Source organism: Lascolabacillus massiliensis, assembly GCF_001282625.1.
GTDB lineage: Bacteria > Bacteroidota > Bacteroidia > Bacteroidales > Dysgonomonadaceae > Proteiniphilum > Proteiniphilum massiliensis.
In genome coordinates this window covers 886,965-906,535 of the sequence record NZ_CTEJ01000001.1, presented here as the reverse complement: position 1 = coordinate 906,535, position 19,571 = coordinate 886,965, and the positions used below count along the sequence as shown (strand labels likewise).

Here is a 19,571-nt window from a genome sequence, read left to right as displayed (position 1 = left end):
TACACAAATATAACCAATTATAGATATTATTTCAGAATAATAAGTTTAAATTTGCTTACTATTAACAATGTATAATCAGAAAAAATATCTAAAACCAATCAAAAGTTATGAGAAAAATTACTATCCCATTGCTTATCGTACTGTCTTTAATTATAGTACAATGTTCTTCAACAAAAAATACAACATTAATATCAACGGAAGCGCCTATAGTTGAAAATGTTATTCTGTTAATTGGAGACGGAATGGGTGTTAGTCAGGTCTATTCGGGCATTACAGCTAATAATGGGCTAAATCTTGAAAAATCACAATATGTAGGATTTTCTAAAACTTATTCAGCCAGCAGTTATATTACAGACTCTGCAGCAGGAGGTACCGCAATTGCAACCGGTACAAAAACAAATAATGGTGCAATTGGTGTTGATGCTAAAGGAAATGATGTTAAATCAATACTTGAATATGCAGCTGAAAATGGTAAATCCACAGGTGTTGTTGCAAGTTGTGCAATTACACATGCTACACCGGCATCCTTCGTTGCACATCAGCCAAACAGAAATATGCAGGAAGAGATTGCTGTTGATTTTGTAAATTCAGATATCACACTGTTTATTGGTGGTGGAAAGAAATATTTTGCTGATCGTTCAGATAAAGTAGATCTTTTTAAACAATTGAAAGATAAAGGATTCAAGGTTGCTTTTGATATGAATGATGTAAAACAAACAACTTCCGGTAAACTGGCAGCACTAATTGCAGATGAACACCCGGCAACTTATCCTGAAAGAGGAGAATTTCTACCTGAGAGTGTTCAAACAGCTCTGGATATACTTGATAATAATTCAAAAGGATTTTTCCTTATTGTTGAAGGCTCTCAGATTGATTGGGAAAGTCACGACAATAATGCAGAAGGTGTAGTAAATGAAATGATTGATTTCGATAGAACAATTAAGGTGGCTTTTGATTATGCAGACAAGAACCCGGGTACACTTGTTGTGATTACAGCTGACCATGAAACTGGTGGAATGGCACTTACAGGAGGCAGTTTTGAAACTGGAGAGGTTAAAGCTGCATGGGGATCAACAGGTCACACCTCTGTAATGGTACCTGTATTTTCTTACGGCACTGGTGCAGAAAAGTTTGCAGGAATATATGAGAACATAGATATATACAATAAAATCATGAGTCTTTATGGTTTTGAAAAATGACATTTTCAAGCTGATAATTTCCTGCCTTCTGGTTAGTCTGCTTATTAAGCTTCCTCAATGGCTGGGACTAGTTGCAGACTCTGATGAATACTACATCAAAAATGTAGCTGTTTCAATTTTTTTGGGATTATCAGCTTATACATATCTTACACAAAGCAAGATCAATAGAAAACAATTAATTATATCACTGCTGATATTTATTTTATCAGCAGTGTATATTAATTCCTTACCTAATGGTGAAAAAAGCGATTCTGTGACCTTGGCATACATACATATCATTCCTTTTTCCCTTATTTTTCAGATTTATGTAACTTTTATTTCAAGATTGTGTTACAAAGGAATATTTTATGTAAAATATGATTCTGATTTATAAAATTACAGATTAATAACAGGATTAAAATTCTGCTGCTATAGTTATGTTTCAATTTATCAGAAAATCGACTTGTCAATCTCATTGAACGAAGTTATAACATCATGATTGTAGTTACTGTATTCAGAGTTGGTTGAGTTCACTATTATAATTTTTCCGACTTTCGAATTTTCAGCAGCACCAATTCCGGATGATGAGTCTTCAAAAATCAATGCATTCTCCGGTTTGACATTTAACACTTTCATTGCTCTGACAAAAATCTCAGGATTGGGCTTACTTTTCATTGTACCGTCGTTATACACTACTTTGTCAAAATTGAAGTACTCTCCAAGATTTAAATGTTTGAAATAGAACTCAACATTAAAAAGGTCTGATGCAGTTGCAATAGTGAAGGGAATATCTTTTGATTGTAGATATTTAAAAAACTCCACTGCACCGGGAGCAAGATTCATCTCCTGCTTCAAACAAAGTGATTGATATATACTCTCTTTCTCAATTATTAATCTCTGAACTTCATCTGATGAAAACTCTTTTTTGAAGATATTTGCAAGTATATCAGCATTATTTTTACCATGAATTTTTCGATCTTTTTCTTCATCATCAAGATTTAGTGAATATCTTTCTAGAAAAATATCCCATGCCTGATTATGCAGTTGAGTATCGAAAAAGAGTGTCCCGTTAAAATCAAATATTACACCTTTAATTACCATATTAACTTTTGAATATTGTATAAACTGCAAAGATAGCAATAAGCTCTGTAACGATTCCTGTTGGCTATTTAAAATTCACAACTTAATTATTATATTCAAGATGATACACTTAAATAAAAGAAACTTGATATATTTAGTTATTTCAATATATTTTTCTATATCTTTGGTTTTGTTACCCTTCTCTTTCTAATCTTTTATGAAGATCCTTATCATTTTAATGATTAATAAAAGTGATTTTATAATTTGAAAACACTATAAGGATATGAAAAAGATTAAACGTCGTGATTTTTTAAACTATACCGGATCGGCAATAGCATTTACAGTAATTCCAAGAAATGTATTGGGTGGTGTTGGATTTGTAGCTCCAAGTGATAGAATAAACATAGGACTTATTGGAGTTGGTATGCAACAAATGGGTGAATTAATAAATCTAATTCCCGATAAAAGAGTTCATATTGTCTCGGTATGTGATCCAAATAAATATCCTATTGGTTATCATCAGTGGGGACCTGGCAGTGATTTGAAGAAAAGTGTAAGAAAACTTCTGGGTGATTCAACCTGGGGAGGTGAGGTTAATGTAACAGCAGGACGTGACTGTGGTCAGAGTTTTGTAAATAAATATTACGCTAAAGAAAGAAATAAAAACAGTTATTCTGGTTGTACTGCATATTCAGATTTCAGGGAAATGCTTGAGAAAGAAAACGATATAGATGCAGTAAAAATTGTTGTTCCTGATCATGCTTATCCTCCTATAATTTTAAAAGCTCTTGAAAAAAACAAACATGTTATCTCTCATAAACCATTAGGTAATAGAGTTCATGAAACAAGAGCCATTTTTGAGGCAGTTAAAAGTAAACCCAATCTAATAACTCATATGCTTGCCTGGGGCGCTATACATGATAGATATCAAACTGTAAAAAAATGGATTGACGACGGAGTAATTGGAAACCTAAAGGAAATACATAACTGGTCATATCGTCCAGTATGGCAACAGTGGCAAACTACTTTTAAAGATCGACCTGAAATTCCTGAAGGTTTTGATTGGGACTTATGGTTGGGAGCATGGCCTGACAGACCGTATCATCCAAACTATACACATACAGTCTACAGGGGTTGGTATGATTTTGGCGCCGGAAGTATTGCAGACATGGGAATTTACAGTCTATGGCCTCTGTTCACAACATTAGGTGTAGATGCGCCTCCATTTGCTGTTGAAACAATGGGAACAACAACTAAAACAATTGGTGAGTTTGATGAAATGAAGGATGTACCAAACAGTGTTGCATTTCCATTATCTTCAATAGTAAGGTGGAAATTTAGTGCATCTGAAAACTGTGGTCCTTTTGATCTATTCTGGTATGATGGAGGAATGAGACCTCCTACTCCACCGGAGTTAGAAGTTGATAATAAAGTTTTCGAAAGTGAGGGAATGATGTTTGTGGGTGATAAAGGTAAGATCTTAGGTGGATTCAGATGCGAAAACCCTGTCATAATACCAGTATCAAAAATGATCGAAGTTACAGGCTCAAAAGAGATACCTCGTTCAAGAACAAGTGTAAACTCTACTGATGTCTGGATAGAAGCAATCTTAAACAACAAGCAATCACCTGGTAATTTCCTTAGCTCCTGGCCAATAATTGAGACTGCACATTTAGCTGCAGCAGCATTTAGAACTGGAAAGAAGATTAATTATGATCACAAGAACATGACTATTACAAATATACAGGATGCAAACCAATATTTATATCGTTCTGAATACAGAAAAGGCTGGGAAATTAAATGATTTAAATAGAAATAATAACTAATATAATTAACAGTGAAAACTTAATAGTATGAAAAAAGTATCCCGAAGAGGTTTTCTTGAAAAAACATTAGCAATTGGAGCAGGCTCATTTATTGCTCCTTCATTATTAAATATGCAACAGGCATACTCAAAAAACAGTACAATAGCTGCTGCAGGCTCTCAGTGGATAGGAGAAAATAACATTTCTCTTGCTCAGTGGGCGTTAGTTGATGAAATAAATAAAGGTGAGTGGAAAACATTAGACTTTCCCAGAATCGCTCGCGAAGATTTTGGTATAAGCGGTATTGAATTCGTTAACACACTGTTTGAAGTTCCTATTGCTACTTATTTAAATCGATTAAAAAGGAATGCAGATGAACATGGTGTTAAAATGGTATTGATTATGGTTGATGCAGAAGGTGAAACTTGTACTCCATCAAAAGAGGAAAGGAAGCAGACTGTTACTAATCACAGAAAATGGATAGATATTGCTCAGTACCTTGGTTGCCACGCAATTCGTACAAACTGTATTGGTGCAAAAGATATTGATAAAGGAGAAGCTCTTAAATGGTCTGCCGAAACATATAATATGATGCTGGAGTATGCCGTTCCGGCTAATATTAGCATACTGATTGAAAATCATGGAGGTGTATCAAATGATGCCGACTGGTTAGATTCTTTAATGAAAGTGGTTAACAGTAAATACTTTGGAGTTCTTCCTGATTGGAGGCAACCCGGAGCTGAATTTGACAATGTAGGATTTCTGGAAAAAACTCTTCCTTATGCAGGTGGTATGTCTTTTAGAAATCAGCCGTCTGATGAACTTACTGAAAAAATGATTAAAATGACATATGATAGAGGTTTCAGAGGATGGTATGGAATTGAATCCAGCGGCCGCGAGAATATTTTAAAAAGTAAAGAATTACTTATGAAGCATTTACCAATGAAGTAGTATATTAAGTAAACCTGGATAAAGTAAAAATAGTAAATCTATATGGAAACTGTCAGTGCAATTGCTCTAGGAATTGGTTTGAGTGCCAGTGCAGGTTTCAGAGTATTTATACCACTTCTCATAGCAGGAATTGCTTCTCACTTTGGAGTCTTGCCATTAGGTGAAAGTTTCGAATGGATGGGGTCAACTCCTGCCCTCATATGTTTTGGTGCAGCAGCAGTTTTGGAGGTTTTGGCATATTATATTCCATTTATTGATAATTTAATAGACACCATTGCAACACCACTTTCAATTGTTGCAGGTACACTGCTGATGACATCTGTTTTCCCTGCAGAAAACGAATGGATGAAATGGATATTAGGTTTTATTGTAGGAGGTGGAGCAGCAGCCACAATTCAAAGTGGCAGTACAATTACACGACTATTTTCATCTAAATTTACAGCAGGGGCAGGTAATCCCGTAGTTTCCACAACTGAGGGTGTGGCAGCTACGGGATTTTCTATCCTGTCTTTGATAATACCAATTATCGTAGCAATTTTAATAGTAATATTGATAGTTTTTATTCTCCGTATTTTATATAAGAAGTTAATTAAAAGAAAGAAACAATATGTTCAGTAATGTAATCTTCTGTTAACTTCATCTATATTGAAATACTCCGGATCGAATCTCTCATCAAGCCAATCTTTATAATTTTCATAATATTTGTGTTGAGGATTTTTTAGTATAAATAGAATATCATGATATCCATTTATTCCTCCACAATCTTCAGGAGGACAACTCATCTTACCTTCTATACAAACAGGATATTTAATCTGTGGATTGACTGTTGTTATATCCTCAAGAAAGATATCATGCTCCCATCTGTCACCATAATCATACTCATAGGTAATCCTATCGTGCTTTTTAGTAAGCAGATCAGCAACAGTTAAATCTCTATAGTCTATTTTATTGTTCTCATCCAAAAAATCATCTCCTTCAATTTTCAATGTATAAAATGTATTGTTTTTCTCAAAATAATGAAGATGTGAATTTTCCCATCCCATAGATGTCTGAATCACTTCATGAAAGTCAGCCAGAGACATGTCAGAAGGTATTAATACACGTCTCCAGATCTTAGGCTTACTACCTCTAAGGACAATTTGAATCTGAAATATTATATCTTTCATACTGGTAAGAATTAAATGGTTGAGCATTGGAAAGAGTTCTTATTAATTAAAACAATATTTCTATTAATTTAGTTTTTAAGACTTTAGTTAATCCAGTCTTATCTTAGTAGTCATTTTGTGAGTGCAAGCAATATTTAAAATATAGTGTTTTGTTTAAAACCTGTTTTTATTAAAAATTACAGTAACATAACAGCAGAATCCACTATAAAATCATTATATTTTATTATGTTTGCACCCTTAATTTAAATATTTTATTTTCTAATCATATTTATTAAATCATATGTCAAACGAATACTTACTCGAGATCTGTGCTAATTCAGTAAAGAGCTGTGTTGAAGCACAAAAAGGTGGTGCCTATCGTGTAGAGTTGTGTGCCGGTATTCCTGAAGGAGGAACTACTCCATCTTATGGCGATATCATTTTGGCACGTCAACTTTTGAACATAAAACTCAACGTGATTATTCGTCCACGTGGTGGTGATTTTTTATATGACGACCTTGAACATAAAATTATGCTTCAAGATATAAAAAATGCCGTCAATTTAGGTGCAGATGGTGTTGTATTTGGATGTCTGACTGCTGATGGAGATATTGATATTAAAAGAAATAAGGAGCTTATTGAAGCTGCAGGAGATTTGAGTGTTACATTTCACAGAGCATTTGATATGTGTAAAGATCCTTTTGTTGCACTAGAAAAGATTATTGAACTTGGATTTGACAGAATACTTACTTCAGGTCAAAAGCCAAAAGCGGCGGAAGGTGTCAGTCTTCTTAAAGAATTAGTAAGAAAAGCAGGTGATCGTATTATAATTATGCCAGGTAGTGGCGTTAATGCTGAAAATATAGCATTTCTTGCTAAAGAAACAGGTGCAAAAGAGTTTCATCTTTCTGCAAGGGAAAGTATTGAAAGTGGTATGCTGTATCGAAACCCTGGATTAAAAATGGGTGGTACAACAGTTGTAATTAATGAGTTTGAAGAACAGGTTACAAGCTCAGAAATTGTCAGAAAGACCATTGAAGCACTTCAAAGATGAAAAAGTCCCAAATTAAATAGACAACTCAATTTAAATTATAAATATAATGCAAATGTTTAAACAGTTATTTTTCTTTTTGCTTTTAGGTTTTATTACCTCATGCGGCATAGGAGGACGAGGTACTTCTGAAGCTAATTATGAGGTAGTACCTCTTCCAAAAGAGATTACTAAGGAAACCGGTGAAGCTTTTACTCTTACCTCATCAACAAAAATTATTTATCCTGATGGTAATGATAAAATGAAGCGTAATGCAGAGTTTTTGGCTGAATACATAAGTATTGCCACAGGAATTAAAACTTCTTTAGATACTGAAACTCAGGATGAAAATGCTATTATTCTTTCAACAGGACTTGAAAGTGATAATTCAGAAGCATATAAAATAGTTGCAAATAGTAAAGCAATTACCGTTAAGGGAGCATCTGAAGCAGGTGTATTCTATGGAATTCAAACATTAAGAAAAGCAACACCAATAGATAGAGTTGGTTCTGTATTGTATTCAGCTGCAACTATAAATGATGAGCCCAGATTTGCATACCGAGGAATGAGTCTTGATATTGCACGTCATTTCCAACCAGTTGAGTTCATTAAGAAGTATATAGATATGCTAGCTCTTCATAACGTAAACAGGTTTCACTGGCATCTTACAGATGATCAGGGCTGGAGAATTGAGATTGACTCGTATCCAGGACTCACTGAAGTAGGATCAATGAGAAGTGAAACTGTGATAGGACGTAATTCTGGCGAGTATGATGGGACTCCTCATGGCGGATACTATACTAAAGAGGAATTAAAAGAGGTGGTTGAATATGCCAGAGAGAGATACATCACAGTAATACCTGAGGTAGACCTGCCTGGCCATATGCTTGCAGCTCTGACTGCTTATCCTGAGTTAGGTTGTACTGGCGGACCTTATAAGGTAGTTGGCGAATGGGGTGTATTTGATGATATATTATGTGCTGGTAAAGAAGAGTCTTTTGAATTTCTTGAAGCTGTACTTACAGAAGTGATGGAGATTTTCCCTTCAGAATATATTCATATCGGTGGTGATGAAGCTCCAAAGACCAGATGGGAAGAGTGCTCTCTATGTCAGGCTCGTATTAAAGAGCTGGGTCTAAAAGATAAAGATGGTCATAAAGCAGAACATTTCCTTCAAAGTTATGTGACTGCCCGTGTGGAAGAATTCCTGAATAGTCACGGCAGAAGAATTATTGGATGGGACGAGATATTAGAAGGTGAACTGGCGCCTAACGCAACAGTTATGTCATGGCGAGGAATGGATGGCGGCATTCAGGCAGCAAAGATGGGACATGATGTGATTATGACACCAACCACTTATGCTTATTTTGACTACTATCAGGCACAGAATTCTGCTGAAGAGCCATTTGGGATCGGAGGATTCCTGCCTGTTGAGCAGGTATACAGATTTGAACCTGCACCTGATATCCTGACAGAGGAAGAGAAAAAACATATTCTTGGACCTCAAGCTAACCTGTGGACCGAGTACATTAAAGAATCCTGGCATGTTGAGTATATGGTTTTACCGAGACTTGCAGCCATGAGTGAAGTTCAGTGGATGCAGCCAGAGAATAAAAATTATGAGAACTTCCTTGAAAGGTTACCTCGACTTATTAAACAATATGAAAAACTGGGCTACACATATGCTACACATGTATTTGATGTTCAGGGTGAGTTTACTCCAAATTTCGAATCAAATAAACTCGATATTACCTTTTCAACCATAGATGATGCTGATGTATACTATACACTTGATGGCAGCGATCCTTCAGAATCCTCCACATTATATGATGGAACATTTTCTATTGATGAAGATGCTGAAATAAAAGCTGTTGCTATTCGTAATGGAGTTAAAAGTAAAATCCTGTGTGAAGTAATAAGTATCAGCAAATCAACATACAAACCAGTTGAATTACTTTCTACCCCGGCTCGCAGTTATGAATATTCTGGTGCCCCTATGTTAGTGGATGGACTTAAAGGTAAAAACACAAACTATCGTACAGGTAGATGGTTAGGTTTTCAGGGTGATGATCTTGTAGCGATAATTGATATGCAGGAACCAACTGAAATCAGCTCTATTGAGGTAAATAATGCAGTTGTTACAGGAGACTGGATATTTGATAGCTCAGAAATTATTGTTGAGTCATCAGACGATAAAAGAAACTTCTCATCTATTATAACAGAGAAGATTTCAGACCAGAAAAGTGAACATTGGTCAGATATATCTACGCATAACTTCTCATTTGACCCTGTAACTGCACGTTATTACAGAATTACAATTAAGCCTACTGTAATGCCTGAATGGCATCCTGGAAGCGGGAGACGTGCATTTATTTTTGTTGATGAAATAAGCCTGAACTAAGTTTATAATATATCAATAAATCATAAAGGGGCTGTCCTTTTGGAACAGCCCCTTTATCTTTATCTAAACTTATATTATAATTACAATTGCAATTTTTTATATTAGTAATTTAAATGTGCATAAATATCATAGGAACACAAACTATTTCTGTAAAGAGTATAATAACTGAATCTCTTCAGCCCATAGTGATTCATCAGGAGTCTCTAGTATAAGTGGTAAATTATCAAAACGTGGATCATTCATGATGAATGAAAAAAGATCCATATTCATTAAACCTTTACCCAAGCTGTCATGACGGTCTACTCTTGATGAAAGCTCCTTTTTTGAATCATTTATATGCATACCTTTCAGATAATTAAAGCCTATTATGCTATCAAATTTCTGAAAAGTCTCCTCATAAGCCTCACGTGTTCTGATTTCATACCCGGCAGCCAATGTATGAGCAGTATCCAGGCAAACACCCACTCTGCTTTTATCCTCCACTTTATCTATTATATAAGCAAGATGTTCGAATGTATGCCCCAGATTTGTACCTTGCCCTGCTGTATTTTCAAGAACAGCACAAACCCCTGAAGTTTCTTCAAGCGCAATGTTTATTGATTCTGCTATCCTGTCGAGACATTGATCTACAGATATTTCATTCAGATGACTTCCAGGATGAAAATTCAGACGATTTATACCTAACTGTTCACAACGCTTCATCTCATCAATAAAAGCCTGACGAGATTTTTTAACACCATCATCAGTTGGATTGCCCAGATTGATCAGGTAGCTACTGTGAGGTAATATATAGTCTGCTAAATAACCAAACTCTTCACAACGTGACTTAAAATTTATAATATTCTCCTCCTTATATGGTGCCGCAAACCATTGACGTTGATTTTTTGTAAAGAAAGCAAATGCTCTTGCCCCTATATTTTTTGCATTAAGTGGCGCATTCTCCACTCCTCCTGATGCGCTTACATGTGCTCCTACATATTTCATTATATTGTATATTTAAGATAATTAATTATTTAACTCGTTTGGGTAAAGTGATTAAAAAGTATAACCCACCTTCGGGACGATTTTTGACTATTATATTTCCTTTATGAAACAGAATTGCATTCTTAACAATAGAAAGGCCTAATCCGGACCCTCCATCATTTCTTGTTCTGCCCTCATTTATTCTATAAAAACGTTCGAAAATACGTGGCAGAAATTTTTCTTCTATTCCAACTCCGGTATCATAATACTCAAAATAATATGCATCATCACTTTCATTAGAACAACTAACAGAAATATTAATATTCTCACCTCCATAAGTGATAGAATTTTCTGCCAGATTTCTGAAAATTGAATAAAGTAGAGTACGACTTCCATTTATTACAATATCATCAGCCACATTAATTATAAAATTATCCTGCTTTTCATTTAAATCTACAGTCAAGTCCGATTTTAACTCACTCAGTAGCTCTTTTATATTTACAGACTCAAGTTCGAACCTATCAGTTGCTTCTTCAATTTTTGTAAGCAGACTAATATCCTGAATCAATTCTGAGAGACGTATTGTTTGTGCATATGCTCTCTCAAGGAAATTCTGAATTCTTTTATTCCCCTCTGCATCTTGATTCTTATGAAGACTCAGTATCGTTTCCAGATAACCTCTTATACTTGTAACCGGTGTTCTTAGCTCATGAGCAATATTATTGGTCATCTCCTGTTTAAGCAAGCGGGTCTTCTCTGATTTTGTGATATCACTGATATATAGTTCAAAATTATTATCATCAAAAACTATAACTCTAACGTTAAACTGCTTGCCACTTTTTTCGAATCGTCTTGTGTATAAATTATTCTTTCGACTCTTATTATTTAAGAATTCAACAATATCTTTAAATGATGGGTCAGAAAAGAGTTGTTCTACCTCCAAAGTTGGCTTATCCAGAATATTATTCAGATATTGTAAAAAATGAGAATTGGCATAAAGTTTTTTTCTATTCTCTGAAAATATAGCGATTCCCTCTTCTGATAATTGAAAATGCTGCAACAGCTTCTCCCTTTCTCTTTCCATTTTTTTTCTGTTTTCCTGCAGCAGATTGTAGTTTTCTACTATATCAGCACTCACCTCTCCCACTTCATCATCTGTGAATTTAAAATCTTCAGGTATTGGTTTACCTTTTTTCAGGCTTAAAGAGAACTCTCTGAGTTCACGCATAGATTTTGTAAATCTATTAGCATAATAGTACATCATCAACACACAGGCAATTAGAAACAGAAGTATAAAGTAGATAAAACTATTCTCAGAATTTATAAAAGTTTGAAGTTTCATATCATAAGGCAATGCCATACGAATAAAAACGCTGTCGTCATACTTTTTGGAATAATATAAATACTTGATATCATTACTTTCTGACATACGTATATTAGAACCTTCACCAAAGGTTATAGTTTTCTGAATCTCGGGTCTTTTAATATGATTTTCCATCAACTCTACATCAACCTGATTATCATAAAGAACCTTTCCTTGCCAGTCGATAATAGTCAGTCGCAATTCCGGTTGCATATACTGTAATTGTTGTTCAACCAATTCAGCATCAAGCTCAGGAGATACAGAATTATTCTTAATATACTTGTAAACTATATCAGCATTATTCTCAAGTGTCAGTTCAAGACTTCTTGTACGCTCTTTTATTATCTGCTTTTGCTCAAAATGTATAATGCCAACTGTGAATACAGCTATTATCAATGAGAAATAAATTATAATGCGTCTTTTAAAAGATATTCTTCTATTCATTTTCATTTTTATCATTAAAGTTAAGGTAATAACCAAAACCGGAGCGATTTACTATCATACTGCCATACTCTCCCAATTTCTTTCTTATTCGGGTTATATGTACATCAACAGTTCTATCCAAAACATATTCATTCTCTCCCCAAACGCTGCTCAGTATGTCAGCTCTTGTCAAAACTTTTGGAGATGCTTGAGTTAACAAAGATAATATTTCAAATTCTTTTTTTGTAAGAGAAACCTCTTTATCCTCGATAGTTACACGACTGGCTGAAATATCTATATTCAAACCTTCAAAACTCCACTTTGTGACTGCCGGTTGAGCAATAATTGAAGTTCTCTTTATCAAAGCTTTCACTCGGGCTATAACTTCCTTTACTGAGAATGGTTTTGCTATATAATCATCAGCCCCCAGTGAGAAGCCTGTTAATAAGTCATTTTCACTATTTTTCGCAGTTAAAAATATTATTGGTACATAGTTACCCTCTTCCCTCAGTATTTCAGCCATTTTAAATCCTGAAATACCATTCATCATTACATCAAGAATTATAAGATTATGAACATTGCTCAATATTTTCAGTGCTTCTTCACCTGAGTTGGCTACATCTACTATATACCCCTCATTTTCAAGATTAAACTTAAGAATATCACAAATATCCTTCTCATCGTCCACAACTAATAATCTCTCTTCCATGAAATAAAGGATATTTTATTTACTATCCGGTTTATTATCGATTCTCACAATTTTATCGTGTCTTATATCTTTACCTTCGATAAGAAAAACTGCCGATTCGGCAATATCAACAGCCTTATCACCAATACGTTCAAGAAAATATGAAATACTATTCAGGTTCATTATATTTACTAGTGTTTGCTTATCAAGAACTTTATTGCTAAAATCCTCTGCCAGCTTCTTCTCAATTTTTCGTTCTAGTTTATCAACTTTATCATCCATTAAAATAGTATCATATGCCATCTCATTGCTCAAGCCGGAATATGCGAAAACAGCTTTTCTCAACATCTTATCTGTTTGAGTAAACATCTTATCCACCGGTTTTCTATAACTCTCGAATCCCGGAACATCAAAATCAATTTCTCTTAGTGCCTGGCTGATATTTTCGATCAAATCACCTACTCTTTCAATCGAAATAGTCATATCATGATAAGACATCAGCCTTCGCAGATCAGAGGCTCTAGGAGTAAAAAGCATAATAGCATTTATAACCTTCTCCCTTATTGTAAGATCCAGTGAATTTATAATCTTCTCATTTTTCTTAAGAATGTCCAGTATGTCAGTATTATGGTTATCCTGAAGTAATTCTGCAGCCTTTATCATTTGCGTAAGAATCACTTCAGACAACAGCTGAAAATCACTATGTAACTGATCAAGATATTTATCTTTTATCCCAACTACTGGGGTGCCGGTTCTATTTTCATTCTGAGTATCCATCTTTATTGATTTATTTTTTGTTTATAATTCAGTTAACTCACAACAAATAATGATTAATAATTTTTTGGTTAACCAAAAACCCCTGTCAGATATTCTTCTGTACGTTTATTCTTAGGCTTAGTAAACATTTGTGTTGTGTTTCCATGTTCAATCAGCTCACCAAGATACATAAACATAGAGTTGTCCGAAACACGTGCTGCTTGTGACATGTTGTGAGTAACAACAATAATAGTAAAATTCTGCTTCAGTTCCAACAATAACTCCTCAATTTTGTTTGTGGAGATAGGGTCCAGCGCAGAAGTAGGCTCATCCATCAGCAATACTTCCGGTTTTAGCGCTAAAGCACGTGCAATACAGAGTCGTTGCTGCTGCCCCCCTGACAGAAAAGAACCTCTCTTGCTCATTACATCCTTAACCTCATCCCACAATGCAACACTCTTTAGACTTTGTTCTACAATCTCATCTTTCTCTTTCTTACTCAATCGTATACCGTTAAGTTTATATCCTGCAAGAACATTCTCATATATACTCATAGTAGGAAAAGGATTAGGTTGCTGAAACACCATACCTGCAAGACGGCGCACTTCCATAGAGTCCATTGTTAAAATATCTTTTCCTTTCAGGATAATCTCTCCGGTTGTCTTGATATTAGAATAGAGATCATGCATGCGGTTGATTGCACGCAGCAAAGTACTCTTTCCACACCCTGAAGGTCCCATAATTGCAGTAATAGTATTGGGATAAATATCCGTTGACACTTTTTTTACAGCGAAGGTGCCAGGATTATAAGAGACAGAGACATTCTTCAACTGAAGAACAGGTTTCAATTCTTTCGTATTTTCTATATTTTCCATTTGCGTGCTACAATTTTAGCTATCCAGTTCAAGCAAAATATGACAATTAGTAATAATAATGATGTTGACCATACAAGTTCTACCAGATTTGGATCATTATAAAAATCCCAAATTAAAAGTGGTAATGCACTGGTTGGTTCAGTTATATTCCAGTTAACCACAGATGCACCAAGTGCGGTAAGCATCAATGGAGCTGTTTCCCCCAATACCCTTGATATTGCTAGTAGTATACCTGTAAAAATTCCTCCGAATCCGGAAGGTAGTAATATATTAAAAACAACACTGGTATATGAAGATCCTAAAGCCAATCCGGATTCTTTAAACGATGGTGGTAACATTTTCATTGTCTCCTCGGTGGATCTAACTATCATAGGCAACATCATCATAGTTAATGCCACACTACCACCTATTGCTGAATAGCTCCCCAAAGGTTTAACAACCCAGGCATATGCAATTATACCAATCACTATCGATGGCATTCCCTGAAGCAAATCTGTTAAATAGCTAATAAAACCTGCAAATTTTTTATCGCGGTTATCAGAAAGGTAAATGCCTATAAATAATCCCAGTGGCACTGAGATCAGTATAGCTAACCCTACAATTAAGATTGAACCGGTAATACCATTTAAAACCCCTCCCGGAATGGGATCTCCATTCATATTTGCAATTAAAGCATCCATTGAAGAGGGAGTAACCTTTGTGAACAGGTTGATATTAAAATTTTTATATCCTTTAGAGACTACATCCCATAAAATTAGGAAAAGCGGAATCATTGCAAAAAACGAAAACAGCCAAACGAGGAAATAAACAAGCTTGTCTGTTCCTTTTCTTGAATTTATTGATGATTTTGATTTTAAACTCATACACTTGCTAATTTTTTCATTACCAACTTAGCAACCATATTAATAAGTGCTGTAATAATAAATAAAAGAAGTCCAATTGCAATCAGAGAACTAAGTTTTATTCCATCTGCCTCTCCAAACTGGTTGGCAATAACACTAGCCATAGTATTACCAGTATCTCTCAGCCCCTTAGGAACTCTGTCAGTATTACCAATAAGCATTGTAACCGCCATAGTTTCACCTAATGCTCTTCCAAGAGCTAATATATATGATGCAACAATACCTGATCTTGCAGTTGGTATGCTAATATTCTGAATTACTTCAAACTGAGTAGCTCCGAGACTATAAGCTCCCTCCTTAAGTTTATTTGGTACCATTGAAATAAACTCTGTACTAAGTGACGATGCATAAGGAATAATCATTATTGCCAATACTATTGATGAGAGGAAGATGCCAAAGCCCTGTGCATTTATGCCCAAATCAATAACTAAAGGTCTTACTGCATAAAATCCCCAAAGACCATAAACAATAGAAGGTATACCAGCAAGCAGATCAACTATAGACCTTACAAAGGATGATATCTTCTTTCCTTTGAAATATTCACCATTGAATAGTGCTACTGATAAAGAGAAAGGAACACAAAGAAATAATGCAAAGAATGCAGTATACAATGTTCCAACTATAAATGACAAAGCACCATACTCTTCAGTTGCCGGGCGCGGGTCCCACTCAGGATTGGAAATAAATCCCCATACTCCATATTCCTGAAATGCTTCAGTCGATCTACTTACCAATGCATATATAATACCAGCTGTTAATAACAGAATAATAACTGCAGCAAAAAAAAGTAAAAACCGGAATATCTTATCTCTCATTTCACCAAGTTGTTCTTTCAATTTTTATGGAGTAATTGATAAGCCACTATAATTTATCTGATCTATTAGTTTACGATTCTTTTCGAGGGCCTGCTCCGATAAAGGTGCATAATTAATTTGAGCCGCTACTTTTTGTCCTTCAGGACTAATTACATAATTCAACAGCTTTACAATATCCTCAGCTTCCTCCATCGAACGGTTATCATAGTCCTGATTCTTATATACCAGAACCCATGTAAAAAGGCTGATAGGATAAGCATTTGGGTCGTCTGAGTCAGTTATTGTTGCTCTCATATCGTCTGGAAGAGGAACATTTGCTGCCGCTGAAATCGTTTCCAGTGTTGCATCAACATAATTACCGGCTCTGTTTTTCAATTTTGCTGTTGGTAATCTCAAAGTCAGTGCATATTCCGAACCAATATAACCAATAGCTCCTTCAGTTTGCTGAACTATTCCAGCCACTCCCGGATTGCCTTTTGCAGCAATACCAGCTGGCCATTTAAGCGACTTTCCCATCCCCACTATACTTTTCCATTCAGGGCTGATTGCTGATAAATATTCCGAAAAGTTAAAAGTAGTACCACTTCCATCCGACCTGTAAACAGGTGTTATTTCAAGATCAGGCAGATTTATGTCAGGATTTTCACCTTTAATAAGAGGATCATTCCATTTTTTGATTTTACCAAGATATATATCAGAAATAAGTTGACCAGTCAAACGTAAACTATCTATTCCTTCCAAAGTATAAGCCATTACCACGCCACCCATACAAGTTGCAATGTGGATTACCTCTGCATTCATCGATTCAATCTCCTTCTCATTTAGAAAAGCATCACTTGCACCAAAATCAACAGAGTGATCTCTTAAACTTCTTATACCTCCACCACTGCCAATTGCACCATAATTAACGGTTTTATCTTCATTGGCCCGCATAAAATCTCTAAAAACTATATTATAATAGGGATACGGAAAAGTAGCACCTGCGCCTGATATGGTACTTCGCGAACTACTTCCTCCTGTAGCTGAATTATTATAACATGATTGTAATAATATAGGGAAGAGTAAAAATAGAAATAATTTCTTCATTAAAAATAAACCTAAATTGTCTTGTTTTTAAGAATCATGACAAAAGTACAATTTGAAAGTTACAATACTATTACGAAAATGTTACGAGTTTGTTAAGTTTGTTGAGGTATTATTTTCTGGCACCTAAAAATTTTTCTACTACATTACTGAATTCAATTTTCTTTGAGGGATCCCATTTCCACAAACTATCACCTAAAAGTTGTAGGATTTTATCAATCTTCTCTTCACGAGTTAATGTGGCAAGTTGGTCTGCATGTAAAAGCAGGGTAATTTTCTCATCAGAATAAACAGGATATTTTTGATCCAGATCGAACTGTGTTTCCCTTGTACCGCCATGTCGCAAACCCAGGAAAATACGATAATGTTTATTATCATCCCACTTCCATCTAACCAGAATAGCTTTAGCCATGCTATTAAGCTTGGAATTATTCTCAAGGATCTGTTTCATTAAATTATCGTCCATGGTTTATTAACATTTTATAGCAATTAAAACTAAATAATAGGTAGCAAAAAAAGCACTATATACAAAAATTGACTATTTTTGTATCACTGTCATTTTTATATGACACCTTAATTGTGGAGCCGTCCTAATTGTGAAATTTGGACGGCTTATATTTTTTTGCAACATCCTATCCGAAAAATATAACAATGAGTTCAAAAACATGTTCATTCTATTTAGTTAAATCAATATCCACATCAAATAATTTTATTTAGCACAAATTATAAACTAACCATATACAGACAGTTAAACAGATGCAGTTATTTATTACAGCATCATAATCAGGTTATATTTCATACTAAAAACAATCATTTTTATACTTTTAAAATTATTATAGATAATGATTAGTGTAAAACTCCTCAAGATTATCTGTTTAAATTTTGTATTTTTGCAATTGAAAAGGTTTTACTTTTCTGTGTAGCTTAGGGAACCACATAAAAAACAAAGTATAATGAAAGATTATTCTAATGAAGACGCACTTGTTTTATTTTCAGGTGGTCAGGATTCAACTACTTGTCTCTATTGGGCAAAACATAATTTCAGGAATGTATATGCACTCTGTTTTTCTTATGGACAGAGACATTCGCAGGAAATAAAAAATGCAGAACGAATTGCTAAAATGTCTGATACTCCCTTCCAATTACTGGATACAGGAATTATTTCACAATTAGCTCCCAATTCACTTACTAACCTCTCAATGCAAATGGATTCAGAGAAACCGGCTGACTCCTATCCCAATACATTTGTACCAGGTAGGAATCTTCTCTTTTTAACATTTGCAGCAACTATCGCTTATGCAAAAAACATACGGCATATTGTAACCGGAGTTTCGGAAGCTGACTACAGTGGTTACCCAGACTGCCGCGATACTTTTATCAGATCGGCCAATGCTACTCTTAACCTTGCTATGGATAAACAGTTTGTAATCCATACTCCTCTCATGTGGCGGAATAAAAAAGAGGTGTGGCAGCTGGCAGACGAACTGGGTGTATTTGAAATCGTAAGAGATGAAACTCTTACTTGCTACAATGGAATAATAGCAGAAGGTTGTGGTCATTGTCCTTCATGTGTATTAAGAAATAAAGGATTGAAAGAGTATCTTGAAGAGCGTTAAATCAATAATTTACTAAATAATATGGAAATAAAAGGATTAAGCCATCTTGGTGGCAAAACAGAATATAAACAGGATTATGCACCTGAAATGCTGGAGGCATTTGAAAATAAACATCAGGGGAACGATTACTGGGTTACTTTCGATTGTCCTGAGTTTACCAGTCTATGCCCAATAACCGGTCAGCCCGATTTCGCAACCATTCGCATCGATTATATTCCAGATGTTAAAATGGTTGAGAGTAAAAGTTTAAAACTATATCTCTTCAGTTTCAGAAACCATGGAGCGTTTCATGAAGATTGCATCAATATTATAATGAAGGATCTTATAAATCTGATGAATCCAAAATATATTGAAGTTACAGGTATATTTACACCACGTGGAGGTATAAGCATATATCCATATGCAAACTGGGGACGTGAGGGTACTAAGTATGGAAAAATGGCGGAAGAGCGACTGTTGAATCACTCTATCCCCCTGTAAATATTGGTTTAGTAAAA

19 protein-coding genes are annotated in these 19,571 nt (G+C 34.9%); 8 read left to right on the top strand and 11 right to left on the bottom strand.

Annotated elements, in window-relative coordinates; all coding sequences use genetic code 11:
* Positions 1 to 107 precede the first annotated feature (107 nt).
* Entirely contained in the window at positions 108 to 1,199 is a 1,092-nt protein-coding gene (locus BN1354_RS03700; protein WP_053826261.1) for an alkaline phosphatase, read from the top strand.
* Between the two features lie 429 nt (positions 1,200 to 1,628).
* Here BN1354_RS03700 and BN1354_RS03690 read toward each other — a convergent pair whose 3' ends face one another.
* Complete coding sequence (locus BN1354_RS03690; RefSeq protein ID WP_045089660.1) at positions 1,629 to 2,279, bottom strand: HAD family hydrolase; 651 nt, start codon at positions 2,277 to 2,279, stop codon at positions 1,629 to 1,631.
* A 262-nt stretch (positions 2,280 to 2,541) separates the two neighbouring features.
* On the opposite strand from BN1354_RS03690, the gene BN1354_RS03685 reads away from it, so the two are divergent.
* From BN1354_RS03685 to BN1354_RS03675, 3 genes are read left to right on the top strand one after another with little or no spacing between them, the layout of a single operon-like run.
* Positions 2,542 to 4,062 carry a Gfo/Idh/MocA family protein gene (locus BN1354_RS03685; protein ID WP_053826259.1) on the top strand — a complete coding sequence of 507 codons (1,521 nt, stop codon included), beginning with the start codon at positions 2,542 to 2,544 and terminating at the stop codon, positions 4,060 to 4,062.
* Positions 4,063 to 4,111: 49 nt separating this feature from the next.
* Positions 4,112 to 5,014, top strand: coding sequence for a sugar phosphate isomerase/epimerase family protein (locus tag BN1354_RS03680; protein WP_053826258.1), 903 nt, complete (start codon positions 4,112 to 4,114; stop codon positions 5,012 to 5,014).
* Between the two features lie 42 nt (positions 5,015 to 5,056).
* Positions 5,057 to 5,632, top strand: a complete 576-nt coding sequence (locus BN1354_RS03675) for a DUF4126 domain-containing protein (protein ID WP_045089662.1) — start codon at positions 5,057 to 5,059, stop codon at positions 5,630 to 5,632.
* Here BN1354_RS03675 and BN1354_RS03670 read toward each other — a convergent pair.
* The gene (locus BN1354_RS03670; RefSeq protein ID WP_045090896.1) at positions 5,626 to 6,180 is read right to left on the bottom strand and encodes a plasmid pRiA4b ORF-3 family protein; all 555 of its coding nucleotides are present in this window, start codon (positions 6,178 to 6,180) and stop codon (positions 5,626 to 5,628) included. The genes BN1354_RS03675 and BN1354_RS03670 overlap by 7 nt on opposite strands.
* Positions 6,181 to 6,460: 280 nt before the next feature.
* On the opposite strand from BN1354_RS03670, the gene BN1354_RS03665 reads away from it, so the two are divergent.
* The gene (locus BN1354_RS03665) at positions 6,461 to 7,213 is read left to right on the top strand and encodes a copper homeostasis protein CutC (RefSeq protein ID WP_045089663.1); all 753 of its coding nucleotides are present in this window, start codon (positions 6,461 to 6,463) and stop codon (positions 7,211 to 7,213) included.
* 43 nt (positions 7,214 to 7,256) lie between these two features.
* Complete coding sequence (locus BN1354_RS03660) at positions 7,257 to 9,590, top strand: glycoside hydrolase family 20 protein (RefSeq protein WP_394331725.1); 2,334 nt, start codon at positions 7,257 to 7,259, stop codon at positions 9,588 to 9,590.
* Between the two features lie 141 nt (positions 9,591 to 9,731).
* On the opposite strand, the gene nfo is transcribed toward BN1354_RS03660, so the two are convergent.
* The 9 genes from nfo to BN1354_RS03615 all read right to left on the bottom strand — a co-directional run bounded on the left by nfo (position 9,732) and on the right by BN1354_RS03615 (position 17,924).
* Entirely contained in the window at positions 9,732 to 10,574 is an 843-nt protein-coding gene (gene nfo / locus BN1354_RS03655) for a deoxyribonuclease IV (protein WP_045089664.1), read from the bottom strand.
* 25 nt (positions 10,575 to 10,599) lie between these two features.
* Positions 10,600 to 12,360 carry a sensor histidine kinase gene (locus BN1354_RS03650; RefSeq protein ID WP_074010727.1) on the bottom strand — a complete coding sequence of 587 codons (1,761 nt, stop codon included), beginning with the start codon at positions 12,358 to 12,360 and terminating at the stop codon, positions 10,600 to 10,602.
* A complete protein-coding gene (locus tag BN1354_RS03645) occupies positions 12,353 to 13,048 on the bottom strand; it encodes a response regulator transcription factor (protein ID WP_053826255.1) in 696 nt (231 codons plus the stop codon). Before BN1354_RS03645 ends, BN1354_RS03650 begins: the two co-directional genes overlap by 8 nt.
* 15 nt (positions 13,049 to 13,063) lie before the next feature.
* Complete coding sequence (locus tag BN1354_RS03640; protein ID WP_053826254.1) at positions 13,064 to 13,804, bottom strand: phosphate signaling complex PhoU family protein; 741 nt, start codon at positions 13,802 to 13,804, stop codon at positions 13,064 to 13,066.
* A 68-nt stretch (positions 13,805 to 13,872) separates the two neighbouring features.
* Positions 13,873 to 14,658 carry a phosphate ABC transporter ATP-binding protein PstB gene (pstB, locus tag BN1354_RS03635; protein ID WP_197271967.1) on the bottom strand — a complete coding sequence of 262 codons (786 nt, stop codon included), beginning with the start codon at positions 14,656 to 14,658 and terminating at the stop codon, positions 13,873 to 13,875.
* Positions 14,646 to 15,521, bottom strand: coding sequence for a phosphate ABC transporter permease PstA (pstA, locus tag BN1354_RS03630; protein WP_045089667.1), 876 nt, complete (start codon positions 15,519 to 15,521; stop codon positions 14,646 to 14,648). The genes pstB and pstA overlap by 13 nt, the downstream gene beginning before the upstream one ends.
* A complete protein-coding gene (pstC, locus tag BN1354_RS03625; protein ID WP_045090900.1) occupies positions 15,518 to 16,375 on the bottom strand; it encodes a phosphate ABC transporter permease subunit PstC in 858 nt (285 codons plus the stop codon). The genes pstA and pstC overlap by 4 nt, the downstream gene beginning before the upstream one ends.
* A 24-nt stretch (positions 16,376 to 16,399) precedes the next feature.
* Entirely contained in the window at positions 16,400 to 17,461 is a 1,062-nt protein-coding gene (pstS, locus tag BN1354_RS03620) for a phosphate ABC transporter substrate-binding protein PstS (protein WP_053826253.1), read from the bottom strand.
* A gap of 109 nt (positions 17,462 to 17,570) precedes the next feature.
* Entirely contained in the window at positions 17,571 to 17,924 is a 354-nt protein-coding gene (locus BN1354_RS03615) for a hypothetical protein (protein WP_045089669.1), read from the bottom strand.
* 487 nt (positions 17,925 to 18,411) lie between these two features.
* On the opposite strand from BN1354_RS03615, the gene queC reads away from it, so the two are divergent.
* Both queC and queF read left to right on the top strand, forming a co-directional pair.
* Entirely contained in the window at positions 18,412 to 19,074 is a 663-nt protein-coding gene (gene queC / locus BN1354_RS03610; protein ID WP_053826252.1) for a 7-cyano-7-deazaguanine synthase QueC, read from the top strand.
* A 21-nt stretch (positions 19,075 to 19,095) separates the two neighbouring features.
* Positions 19,096 to 19,554, top strand: a complete 459-nt coding sequence (gene queF / locus BN1354_RS03605) for a preQ(1) synthase (RefSeq protein WP_053826251.1) — start codon at positions 19,096 to 19,098, stop codon at positions 19,552 to 19,554.
* Positions 19,555 to 19,571 lie beyond the last annotated feature (17 nt).

Bases quoted from the DNA above. Each gene is read 5' to 3' on its own strand.
- BN1354_RS03700 (WP_053826261.1), top strand. From the start codon at position 108: ATGAGAAAAATTACTATCCCATTGCTTATCGTACTGTCTTTAATTATA.
- BN1354_RS03690 (WP_045089660.1), bottom strand. From the start codon at position 2,279: ATGGTAATTAAAGGTGTAATATTTGATTTTAACGGGACACTCTTTTTC.
- BN1354_RS03685 (WP_053826259.1), top strand. From the start codon at position 2,542: ATGAAAAAGATTAAACGTCGTGATTTTTTAAACTATACCGGATCGGCA.
- BN1354_RS03680 (WP_053826258.1), top strand. From the start codon at position 4,112: ATGAAAAAAGTATCCCGAAGAGGTTTTCTTGAAAAAACATTAGCAATT.
- BN1354_RS03675 (WP_045089662.1), top strand. From the start codon at position 5,057: ATGGAAACTGTCAGTGCAATTGCTCTAGGAATTGGTTTGAGTGCCAGT.
- BN1354_RS03670 (WP_045090896.1), bottom strand. From the start codon at position 6,180: ATGAAAGATATAATATTTCAGATTCAAATTGTCCTTAGAGGTAGTAAG.
- BN1354_RS03665 (WP_045089663.1), top strand. From the start codon at position 6,461: ATGTCAAACGAATACTTACTCGAGATCTGTGCTAATTCAGTAAAGAGC.
- nfo (WP_045089664.1), bottom strand. From the start codon at position 10,574: ATGAAATATGTAGGAGCACATGTAAGCGCATCAGGAGGAGTGGAGAAT.
- BN1354_RS03650 (WP_074010727.1), bottom strand. From the start codon at position 12,360: ATGAATAGAAGAATATCTTTTAAAAGACGCATTATAATTTATTTCTCA.
- BN1354_RS03645 (WP_053826255.1), bottom strand. From the start codon at position 13,048: ATGGAAGAGAGATTATTAGTTGTGGACGATGAGAAGGATATTTGTGAT.
- BN1354_RS03640 (WP_053826254.1), bottom strand. From the start codon at position 13,804: ATGGATACTCAGAATGAAAATAGAACCGGCACCCCAGTAGTTGGGATA.
- pstB (WP_197271967.1), bottom strand. From the start codon at position 14,658: ATGGAAAATATAGAAAATACGAAAGAATTGAAACCTGTTCTTCAGTTG.
- pstA (WP_045089667.1), bottom strand. From the start codon at position 15,521: ATGAGTTTAAAATCAAAATCATCAATAAATTCAAGAAAAGGAACAGAC.
- pstC (WP_045090900.1), bottom strand. From the start codon at position 16,375: ATGAGAGATAAGATATTCCGGTTTTTACTTTTTTTTGCTGCAGTTATT.
- pstS (WP_053826253.1), bottom strand. From the start codon at position 17,461: ATGAAGAAATTATTTCTATTTTTACTCTTCCCTATATTATTACAATCA.
- BN1354_RS03615 (WP_045089669.1), bottom strand. From the start codon at position 17,924: ATGGACGATAATTTAATGAAACAGATCCTTGAGAATAATTCCAAGCTT.
- queC (WP_053826252.1), top strand. From the start codon at position 18,412: ATGAAAGATTATTCTAATGAAGACGCACTTGTTTTATTTTCAGGTGGT.
- queF (WP_053826251.1), top strand. From the start codon at position 19,096: ATGGAAATAAAAGGATTAAGCCATCTTGGTGGCAAAACAGAATATAAA.